A 9,962-nucleotide genomic window follows, 5' to 3' on the forward strand; every position below is an offset into this window, starting at 1 on the left:
AAACGACATGCTCGATAACCTGACCAATCGCCTTGCTCGCGTCATGAAGACGCTGAAGGGCGAAGCTCGCCTGACGGAAACCAATATTGCCGATGCCTTGCGCGAAGTGCGCATGGCGCTACTCGAGGCCGACGTGGCCTTGCCGGTGGTCAAGGATTTCATTGCCGCCGTCAAGGAGAAGGCGGTGGGCGAGGCAGTGATCGGTTCGCTGAGTCCTGGCCAGGCGCTGATCGGTGTCGTGCATGCCGAACTGACCAAGATCATGGGCGACGCCCATGAAGGGATCAACTTCAATACCCAGCCGCCGGCGATCATCCTGATGGCCGGTTTGCAGGGCGCCGGCAAGACGACAACCGTCGGCAAGCTGGGTAAGTTTCTCAAGGAAAATCACAAGAAGAAGGTGCTCGTGGTTTCCTGTGACGTTTATCGTCCGGCGGCGATCGAGCAGTTGAAGTCGGTGGCCGGGCAGGCTGGTGTCGACTTCTTTCCGTCGACCATCGGCGAGAAGCCGGAGGCGATTGCCTTGGCGGCGCTGGATTGGGCCAAGCGTCATTATCACGACGTGCTGTTAGTCGATACGGCCGGTCGTCTGGCTATCGACGAAGAAATGATGGCCGAAATCAAGCGGCTGCACGCGGCGATCAATCCGATTGAGACACTGTTCGTCGTCGATGCCATGTTGGGCCAGGATGCGGTCAACACGGCCAAGTCCTTCAACGAGGCGTTGCCGCTGACCGGCGTCGTGCTGACCAAGCTCGATGGTGATTCGCGTGGTGGTGCCGCCTTGTCGGTGCGTCATGTTACCGGCAAGCCGATCAAGTTCTCGGGTGTGGGCGAAAAGCTGTCGGGCCTCGAAGCCTTCCATCCGGAACGGATGGCCTCGCGGATTCTCGGCATGGGCGACGTGCTATCGCTGATTGAAGATGCCAAGAAGGGTCTGGACGAGGAAAAGGCGATTGCCTTCGCCAAGAAACTCAAATCCGGCAAGGGTTTTGACCTCAACGACTTCAAGGAACAGATCGCCCAGATGCGCAATATGGGCGGCCTGACCGCGATGATGGACAAGATGCCGGCTCAGATCGCGCAGATGGCTGGCCAGATGCCGGCTGGCGCCGAGAACAAGATGGTCGGTCGCGTCGAGGGCATCATCAATTCCATGACCCCGCTCGAGCGTGCCAAGCCGGAACTGATCAAGGCCAGTCGCAAGCGCCGTATCGCGATGGGGGCGGGCGTTCAGGTGCAGGAAGTCAATCGCCTGCTCAACCAGTTCGAGCAGTCGCAGAAAATGATGAAGATGATGGCCAAGGGCGGCATCGGCAAGTTGATGCGCGGTATGAAGGGCATGATGCCCGGCATGCGCTGATTTCAATTTTGGCCGTTTTTTCCGGTTGACCGTGGAATTCCACGGTCAACCGGAAAAAACGCCGAAAATCAAAGTCCAGACTGGGCCAACCTGGATGGTTTGTCGTAGCCCCACTGATTCTGCCAGGCAGCGCGAACCATGTTCGGATATTCCGGCTTGCCCAAGCTGCCGTTGTAGCGACCGAGGGCGCGGAACAGGTCGCCCTTTTCGATATCCAGGTAATGACGCAGAATCGTGCAGCCGTAGCGCAGGCTGGTTCGCAGGTCGAACAGCGAGTCATCCGGCCGGCCGATGACCTTGACCCAGAACGGCATCACCTGCATGTAGCCGCGCGCCCCGGCTGACGACACGGCGTATTTGCGAAAGCCGGATTCGACCTGCATGAGGCCGAGCACCAATTGCGGGTCCAGCCCGGCGCGGGTCGCTTCGTAATGCACGCTACGCAGCAGATCGATGCGGTATTCGCGGTTCGGGATGCGTTTTTCCAAGCGGCGGGACATCTCGCCCAGCCAGTCGGCCGCTTCCATCGGGGTCTTGAATGAACTGACCGTCGGGCGGGAGTCTGAAACAGCCTTGTGCAGCGCGGCCTGTACGCTGGCCGAGAGCGGTTCATACTTTTGCGCGCCAGCGAAAGCCGCTGACGCGCCACACAAACAAAGGGCCGTAATCAGGCGACGCACAACTTTCCTTTGAGGACGCTGAGCGCGTCTGCTTGCGCGATCATCGTCGGTTCTGCATCGCGGCGGCCCTTGTATTCGAGCTGGCCTTCCTTCAGGCCGCGCTCGCCAATGACTACGCGATGCGGGATACCGATCAGTTCCATGTCGGCAAACATGACGCCGGGACGCTCGTTTCGGTCATCGAGCACGACATCGACGCCAGCCGCCTTCAATTCGCCGTACAACTGGTCGGCGGCCGCCTTGACGGCCTCGCTCTTGTGATAGCCCATCGGCACCAGGCAAACCTCGAACGGCGCGATGGCCGGTGGCAGGATGATGCCCTTGTCGTCGTTGCCTTGCTCGATGGCGGCGCCGACAATGCGCGACACGCCAATGCCGTAGCAGCCCATTTCCATGATCTGGCTTTTGCCGTTTTCGTCGAGGTAAGCGCAGTTCAGCGCCTCGGCGTACTTCTGGCGAAGCTGGAAAATGTGGCCGACTTCGATGCCGCGGAGGATTTCCAGCGTCCCTTGACCATCAGGGGAGGGATCGCCAGCGACGACGTTGCGGATATCGGCCACTTCCGGCTCCGGCAGGTCGCGGCCGAAATTGGTTCCGGTCAGGTGGAAGCCCGCTTCATTGGCGCCGCAAACGAAATCGCTCATCGCGGCAACGCTACGATCAGCAAAAATAGCCACTTTTTCCCGGTTGACCGTGGCAGGCCCGATATAACCGGGCTGGCAGCCCAGGTATTCCTCGACCTCGCGCTCCGTGGCGAAACGGAACGGGTTGATGGTGGCAATCTTGCTCGCCTTGATTTCATTCAGTTCGTGATCGCCGCGCAGCAAAAGCAGGGCGAAGGTCGTGCTGCCATCTTCCTTCTCGCTCATGACTGCAATCGATTTGACGATTTTTTCCAGCGGTACGCCCAGACATTCGGCAACATCGACGCAAGCCATCTTGCCTGGCGTGGCGACCTTGGTCATCGTCTGCGTCGCGGCGCCGCGCGCGGAGGAGGGGGCGACGGCCTCGGCCAGTTCAACGTTGGCCGCATAGCCGGAATCCGGGCAGAAGGCGATGTCGTCCTCGCCGGAGTCAGCCAACACATGGAATTCGTGCGATCCGGTGCCACCGATCGAGCCGGTATCGGCCGCCACCGCACGGAACCTCAGGCCGAGGCGCGTAAAGATGCGGCTATAGGTGTCGTACATGTTGCCGTATTCGCGCTTCAGGTCGTCGAAGGACGAATGGAAAGAGTAGCCGTCCTTCATCAGGAATTCGCGGCCGCGCATCACGCCGAAACGGGGGCGAATCTCGTCGCGGAACTTGGTTTGCACCTGATACAGGTGAATCGGCAACTGGCGATAGCTCTTCACATCACGCCGCACGACGTCGGTAATCACTTCCTCGTGCGTCGGGCCGATAACGAATTCGCGCTGGTGGCGATCCTTGAAACGCAATAGTTCCGGACCATATTGCTCCCAGCGGCCTGACTCCTGCCAAAGTTCGGCCGGTTGAACGGCCGGCATCAGCAACTCAAGAGCCCCAGCATTGTTCATCTCTTCGCGCACGATGTTTTCGACCTTGCGCAACACGCGCAGGCCAAGCGGCATCCAGGTATAAATGCCAGCCGCCGCCCGCTTGATATAGCCGGCGCGCAGCATCATTTTTTGGCTGATAACTTCAGCGTCGGCCGGTGCTTCCTTGAGAGTGCTAAAAAAGAACTGCGAAGTGCGCATGGGATGCTCTTGAATTCGTTGGGAAACCCCGATTTTACACGGTCCAGCTTCTTTGCATGCGGGCGCCCTTTGTGAAAGAATCCGGCTAACTATTAATTTTTGCAGGATATCTATGCTCGACCGTGAAGGCTATCGCCCGAACGTCGGCATCATTCTTTGTAACGCCAAGAACGAGGTTTTCTGGGGTAAACGCATACGGGAGCATTCCTGGCAGTTTCCGCAAGGTGGCATCAAGCGTGGCGAAACGCCCGAAGAAGCCATGTTTCGCGAACTGCACGAAGAGGTCGGGCTCCTGCCCGAGCACGTGCGTATCCTTGGGCGAACCAAAGGCTGGTTGCGTTATGAAGTGCCGACACACTGGATCAAGCGCGAATGGCGCGGTTCTTATAAAGGCCAGAAACAAATCTGGTTTCTGCTTCGTCTGGTAGGGCGCGACAATGACGTCAGTCTGCGTGCCACCAACAAGCCGGAATTCGATGCCTGGCGCTGGAACGACTACTGGATTCCGCTCGACGCGGTGATCGAGTTCAAGCGCTCTGTTTATGAACAGGCGCTCAATGAACTTGTCCGCTTTATCGATTTTGACCGAAAAGGGGCGAAGCATCGGCGGTTAGCCGGTGAGTCGGCGGATTCCGATATGCCCGCCTCGCACGAGGATTAACCATGTCATTGTTCCGTAGTGCATCGCTCTTGTTGATGGCCATGCTCACATCCGCCACGGTTTTTGCTGATTTCGAAGAAGATTACGAAAGCAAGCAATGGCAGGAAATCGAGATTCAGCTGCCGGCGGCGCCCAAGCAAGAAACTTTGCTACCGTTTTACGTCAGCGCAGCCACTGAAAATCGCTTTTTTATCGATGGGGCGACGCTCACCGTTGGCAGCGATGGTGTCGTGCGCTACGTCCTGCTCGTCTTGACGCCGCAGGGCGCGCGCAACGTGACCTACGAAGGGATGCGTTGCGAGACCCGTGAGCGCCGTATCTATGCCTCGGGGCGGCTGGATGGCAGTTGGTCGAAGGCGCGGAAAAACGAATGGGTGCGCATTCAGGATGCCTACGCGAATCGCCAGCATGCAGCGCTCTTCCTTGAGTATTTCTGCCCAATTGGAAATATCGTGCAAGACGCCGCCGAAGCGCGAAATGCCTTGATCAAGGGTGTTCACCCGGATAACAAACGCTGAAAAATGTCCCCGGATCAACTGATTCTCGAGTTTGACCGTGCCCTGCGCACGGTGCTGGCGCAGGCCCGCAGCATTCGTTCAACGCCTGGCGAAATGTTGCCGGAGGCTAATCTTGATACCGAGCAAAAGCGTCACGTTGTCGGCCTGATGCGCGTCAATCACTGCGGTGAAATTTGCGCCCAGGCCTTGTATCAGGGACAAGCACTTACGTCCCGGGATCCGGTAATCCGCGAGGCGCTACGTGGCGCGGCCAACGAAGAAACTGAGCACCTTGCCTGGACAGAACAGCGCATCACCGAATTGGGCGGGCACAAGAGCCTGCTAAATCCGCTTCTGTATCTTGGCTCTCTGAGCCTGGGACTTACCGCTGGCGCTCTGGGTGATAAGTGGAATCTCGGCTTCCTGGCCGAAACCGAGCGGCAGGTCGAAGCCCATTTGGACGGACATTTGCTCAGCTTGCCCGTGGATGACGGCCGTTCGCGAGCGATTGTCGACCAGATGCGTCTGGATGAGATTCAGCATGCCGAAACGGCCATTCAGTACGGTGCCGCCGAACTTCCCGCGCCGATAAAAATCGCCATGAAAATGGCGGCCAAGGTGATGACCGGGGCCGCCTACCGCATCTGATCTGTCGAGGAAGAGCTCACGCTTCTTCGATGATTTCGAAGTCGTGCGTGATCTCTGCGGTCTTGGCTATCATGATCGACGCCGAGCAGTATTTGTCCTTCGATAACTCGATCGCGCGCGCAACCACGTCGGGCTTGAGCTGCTTGCCCTTGACGCGGTAATGAAAGTGGATGTGCGTAAAAATCTTGGGGTCGCTCTCGGCGCGTTCAGCTTTCAGGCTGACATCGCAAGCGCTGACGGCATGTCGACCTTTTTTCAGAATCAATACGACATCAAATGCCGTGCATCCCCCGGTGCCGGCCAGAACCATCTCCATCGGTCGCAGGCCCAAATTTCTTCCCCCCGCCTCCGGCGCGCCATCCATAACCACGGCGTGACCGCTGCCTGTCTCCGCGACAAACGACATACCGGCGTCGTTACCCATCCATCTAACGGTGCATTCCATATTGATCTCCTTGCAAGATCGTGAATTCTAACGGATGTGATGTATTAGGGTTTGATTTGGGAGGTTGTTGCGCTGCAGCAAATTATTGTTGGTTTCCCGTGGCTGATGGGGGTGTCATATGTTTTCGTAATGGTTAATAAAGTAATTAATTGTTTAATATAACGCTTGTTATCATTATGTTATTTTAAATAAGTAATTGTTATTGCACCATAATAATATAAATGGTGCGTCGCACAAATGGCTCTTGTGCTCAGGCTGCTGTTCGTGGAGAATGCAAAGCGTACGAACTGTAGTGACTTAACAGCGATGAGTCCTTCGGTTCAGATTTGTCTCCTCCACCCTCCTCCTTTGGTGTGGATTTAACGCGGCTCAGCGAGCCGCGTTTTTTTTATCCTTTTGTCGAAATGAATGGATAGGCATTGACACCTGCAGCAGGAGTCGACTAGAATCCGCGCCTTTCTCCAATCTGCGCCCAAATTTTTCAGGACGGCACACTTATATGAAAACGTTTTCCGCCAAGCCACATGAGGTGAAGCGCGAGTGGTTTGTGGTAGACGCCACAGACAAGGTGCTCGGCCGCCTCGCAACCGAAATTGCCCGCCGACTGCGTGGCAAGCACAAGGCTATCTATACTCCGCACGTTGATACCGGCGATTTTATCGTCGTCACCAATGTCGAAAAGCTTACCGTGACAGGTAACAAGGCCGAAGATAAAAAGTACTACCGCCACTCCGGTTATCCGGGCGGTATTTACGAAACCAACTTCAAGAAGATGCAGCAGCGTTTCCCGGGGCGTGCCTTGGAAACCGCCGTTAAGGGCATGCTGCCCAAGGGTCCGCTGGGCTATGCCATGCTCAAGAAGCTTAAGTGCTACGCTGGCGAACAGCATCCTCACACTGCCCAGCAGCCGAAGGCTCTGGAAATTTAAGGGGTTATCATGGCTGAAGGTTATTTTTACGGTACCGGTCGTCGCAAGAGCGCCGTTGCCCGTGTGTTCATGAAGCGTGGCTCTGGCGCCATCGTCGTTAATGGCAAGCCGGTTGACCAGTTCTTTTCCCGTGAAACCGGCCGCATGATTGTGCGTCAGCCGTTGGCGCTGGTTGAGCAATTGAGCGGCTTCGATATCAAGGTAAATGTTATTGGCGGTGGTGAATCCGGCCAGGCTGGCGCGGTTCGCCACGGTATTACCCGTGCGCTAATTGAATACGACGCAGCGCTGAAGCCAGCACTGTCGAAGGCTGGTTTCGTTACTCGCGATGCCCGCGAAGTCGAGCGTAAGAAAGTCGGCTTCCATAAGGCTCGTCGTCGCAAGCAATTCTCGAAGCGTTAATACGCTTTGCGATGGAAAAAGCCGCCTTTGGGCGGCTTTTTTGTTTTTAGGGCGCGGAGTATTATGCTTCGTTGTTCGAAGGCCGGTGTCTTGATGCTGGCTATTGTCTAGAGTTTAATAAAGATATTGCCAATCATGGTGGGCGGAGCGGAGAGGGGCGGGATGTCGGGTCAAGACAAAACCACGGGGCTATGCCCACTCCGGCTTTTGCCATGAGACTAAGGCGGTTTCGGCAGCGTTTCGGGATTACGGCGCCGAGGGTGGTTGTCCGGAGTTATTTGCCATGGCAATGGCTCGCTCTGCCGGCTGTGTTGTTGGCTCTCTTGGTTGGGGCGATCGGGTGGTTGATGGCTCAGCGCAATGAGGCGGGTACGTTGGGGCAGGAGGTTGAGGCGTTGCGTCAGCAGCTGCTCGTGCAGCGAGAGGAGTTGAATATTCTGCGCTCTGGTGCAGGAACTGGCCAAAACGCGGTCAGTATTGAGCGAGCAACTCAGCAGCAATTGCTGGGAAGGATTCAGGGCTTGGAGGCCCAAAACGCTGTGCTCAAGGAGGATATCCTTCTGTTTGAGCGTTTGATCCCGGTGGCTGGAGAGGGTGCCGTAATTCGGATTGAGAACTTTCGGGTTGCTCAGGAGGTGCCTGGGCATTTTCGCTATAGACTGCTCCTTGCATTCCAGCCAGATAGGCAGAGTCCTGATTTTCGTGGGCGCCTTCAGTTGGTCATTGACTTTGATCTCGCCGGTAAGGCAGTGCAGTTGCTGTTGCCGGATAAACGAGAGAGTGTTGCGGAGTATCAGCTCGAGTTAAAGCATTTTCTGCGTCGCGAGGGGGCATTTGAATTGCCGGTAGGGGCGGTCTTGCTAGGGGTGGAGGCCAGGGTTCTGCAGGGTGATACACTTAAGTTCAAGCGATTGGCTCAGCTCTAGGAGTAGACCAGATGTTCGGAAAAAAAGCAGAAAGCAAGCCTTTGGGGCGTATCGATAGTCTGATTGGTGCGGGTACTCGCGTAGAAGGCAGTGTTTGTTTTACGGGGGGGTTGCGCATCGATGGAGAGGTCAAGGGTAGTATTCTCGCTGCCGATGGAGCGTCTTCTTCCATGCTTGTGTTGAGTGAGCATGCGCGCATTGAGGGGGCTGTTAGTGTGGCTCATTTGGTAACGAATGGCACGGTTGTCGGTCCGGTTGCTGTGACCCAGTCGCTGGAGATGCAATCAAAGGCACGCATCGTTGGCGATGTTGAGTACGTCATAATTGAAATGCAGCAAGGTGCTGTCATCGAGGGGCGCTTGCTCCATTCTGCCAGCAAGCCGGTGGAACTAAAGTTGGCAACTTCTGCCTAATTACATTGACCGTGATTCCGCCGGCTCGCATAATTTCGCACGAATTTTCTCTGGAGTTTGTCTTATGAACGCAGTTACTGAAATGACCACGCCCTTTGTTTTTACTGATAGCGCTGCTGGCAAAGTAAAGGAATTGATCGAAGAAGAGGGTAATCCCAGCCTCAAATTGCGCGTTTTCGTTACTGGTGGCGGATGCTCTGGGTTCCAATACGGCTTCACTTTTGATGAGGAGGTCAATGAGGACGATACGACCATGGAAAAGAATGGCGTTACGCTACTGATTGACCCGATGAGCTACCAGTACTTGGTCGGCGCTGAGATCGACTACAGCGAAGGTCTGGAGGGGTCGCAGTTTGTTATTCGGAATCCGAACGCAACTTCAACTTGCGGCTGTGGCTCATCATTTTCGGCCTGATTAATTCGGTTTTTGAAAAGGGGCGGCGAAGGCCGCCTTTTTTACGTCTATGTGGTTTGTTAAGTATTCCTGAGATCGGGGTTGTTGAAGTTTTCTACGGTGTAATTGACTGATTTGAGGGGTGTTGTTGATGGGGTTTGGAGAAAGTTTCAGTTTTGTGTTGACGGCTTGGATTTAATCGGTAGAATGCGCACCTCTCCTGCGGTGCCGGGCGTTTCCGGCGGTTGTAGGGGGGTCAGGCGAAGCAAGAAATTTTGCAAAAAAGCTTGACGGGGTGAGAGAAGTTCTTCATAATCTTGCCTCTCCGCTGCAGACGAAGCGAAAGCGACGGCGCGGTGAAGTTGGAAGCTCTTTAAAAATTTGGACAACCGATAGGTGTGGGTGCCTTGATGCGAAAGCGACGCAAGTCGCAAAAAGTATTAAAGGCAATCACACGGATGGAGAGATCCATCGAGGTAGAAGTTAAATTCTACCGTCAGTGAATTGTGAGTTGTTTTTTTGTTGGATTGAACTGAAGAGTTTGATCCTGGCTCAGATTGAACGCTGGCGGCATGCCTTACACATGCAAGTCGAACGGCAGCACGGGAGCAATCCTGGTGGCGAGTGGCGAACGGGTGAGTAATGTATCGGAACGTACCTTTCAGTGGGGGATAACGTAGCGAAAGTTACGCTAATACCGCATATTCTGTGAGCAGGAAAGCAGGGGATCGCAAGACCTTGCGCTGATTGAGCGGCCGATATCAGATTAGCTAGTTGGTGAGGTAAAGGCTCACCAAGGCGACGATCTGTAGCGGGTCTGAGAGGATGATCCGCCACACTGGAACTGAGACACGGTCCAGACTCCTACGGGAGGCAGCAGTGGGGAA

Annotated in this window: 12 protein-coding genes and 1 rRNA gene (1 of these 13 running past the window's edge); 10 read left to right on the plus strand and 3 right to left on the minus strand. The window is 55.7% G+C overall.

Annotated features, from left to right (window positions below; translation table 11 throughout):
• The first annotated feature begins 7 nt into the window (after positions 1–7).
• Positions 8–1,363, plus strand: coding sequence for a signal recognition particle protein (ffh, locus tag KI613_RS03240; RefSeq protein ID WP_226403790.1), 1,356 nt, complete (start codon positions 8–10; stop codon positions 1,361–1,363).
• 68 nt (positions 1,364–1,431) lie between these two features.
• Here the strand turns inward: ffh and KI613_RS03245 are convergent, their stop codons facing one another.
• Both KI613_RS03245 and KI613_RS03250 read right to left on the minus strand, forming a co-directional pair.
• Positions 1,432–2,043: a lytic transglycosylase domain-containing protein gene (locus KI613_RS03245; RefSeq protein ID WP_226403791.1), complete on the minus strand. Its 612-nt coding sequence runs from the start codon at positions 2,041–2,043 to the stop codon at positions 1,432–1,434.
• Positions 2,031–3,761 carry a proline--tRNA ligase gene (locus KI613_RS03250; RefSeq protein ID WP_226403792.1) on the minus strand — a complete coding sequence of 577 codons (1,731 nt, stop codon included), beginning with the start codon at positions 3,759–3,761 and terminating at the stop codon, positions 2,031–2,033. The genes KI613_RS03245 and KI613_RS03250 overlap by 13 nt, the downstream gene beginning before the upstream one ends.
• A gap of 112 nt (positions 3,762–3,873) precedes the next feature.
• On the opposite strand from KI613_RS03250, the gene KI613_RS03255 reads away from it, so the two are divergent.
• The 3 genes from KI613_RS03255 to coq7 are packed head-to-tail and all read left to right on the plus strand — an operon-like array spanning position 3,874 to position 5,567.
• Complete coding sequence (locus tag KI613_RS03255) at positions 3,874–4,422, plus strand: RNA pyrophosphohydrolase (RefSeq protein ID WP_226403793.1); 549 nt, start codon at positions 3,874–3,876, stop codon at positions 4,420–4,422.
• Between the two features lie 35 nt (positions 4,423–4,457).
• The gene (locus KI613_RS03260; RefSeq protein ID WP_226405667.1) at positions 4,458–4,940 is read left to right on the plus strand and encodes a CNP1-like family protein; all 483 of its coding nucleotides are present in this window, start codon (positions 4,458–4,460) and stop codon (positions 4,938–4,940) included.
• A 3-nt stretch (positions 4,941–4,943) separates the two neighbouring features.
• On the plus strand, positions 4,944–5,567 hold the full coding sequence (coq7, locus tag KI613_RS03265; protein ID WP_226403794.1) for a 2-polyprenyl-3-methyl-6-methoxy-1,4-benzoquinone monooxygenase: 624 nt from the start codon (positions 4,944–4,946) through the stop codon (positions 5,565–5,567).
• A gap of 16 nt (positions 5,568–5,583) precedes the next feature.
• Here coq7 and KI613_RS03270 read toward each other — a convergent pair whose 3' ends face one another.
• Entirely contained in the window at positions 5,584–6,012 is a 429-nt protein-coding gene (locus tag KI613_RS03270; RefSeq protein WP_226403795.1) for an OsmC family protein, read from the minus strand.
• A gap of 499 nt (positions 6,013–6,511) precedes the next feature.
• On the opposite strand from KI613_RS03270, the gene rplM reads away from it, so the two are divergent.
• From rplM to KI613_RS03300, 6 genes are all read left to right on the plus strand, one after another.
• Positions 6,512–6,940, plus strand: coding sequence for a 50S ribosomal protein L13 (gene rplM, locus KI613_RS03275; RefSeq protein WP_117607868.1), 429 nt, complete (start codon positions 6,512–6,514; stop codon positions 6,938–6,940).
• A 9-nt stretch (positions 6,941–6,949) separates the two neighbouring features.
• Positions 6,950–7,342, plus strand: coding sequence for a 30S ribosomal protein S9 (rpsI, locus tag KI613_RS03280; protein WP_226403796.1), 393 nt, complete (start codon positions 6,950–6,952; stop codon positions 7,340–7,342).
• Positions 7,343–7,689: 347 nt separating this feature from the next.
• Positions 7,690–8,268 (plus strand): DUF6776 family protein, encoded by a 579-nt coding sequence (locus KI613_RS03285; protein WP_226403797.1) that lies wholly within the window; start codon positions 7,690–7,692, stop codon positions 8,266–8,268.
• An 11-nt stretch (positions 8,269–8,279) separates the two neighbouring features.
• On the plus strand, positions 8,280–8,681 hold the full coding sequence (locus KI613_RS03290) for a bactofilin family protein (RefSeq protein ID WP_226403798.1): 402 nt from the start codon (positions 8,280–8,282) through the stop codon (positions 8,679–8,681).
• A gap of 64 nt (positions 8,682–8,745) precedes the next feature.
• Positions 8,746–9,096, plus strand: a complete 351-nt coding sequence (erpA, locus tag KI613_RS03295) for an iron-sulfur cluster insertion protein ErpA (protein ID WP_226403799.1) — start codon at positions 8,746–8,748, stop codon at positions 9,094–9,096.
• Positions 9,097–9,604: 508 nt separating this feature from the next.
• A 16S ribosomal RNA gene (locus KI613_RS03300) occupies positions 9,605–9,962 on the plus strand (it continues 1,180 nt past the right edge of the window).

This window comes from Ferribacterium limneticum, from assembly GCF_020510585.1.
Taxonomy (GTDB): Bacteria; Pseudomonadota; Gammaproteobacteria; order Burkholderiales; family Rhodocyclaceae; genus Azonexus.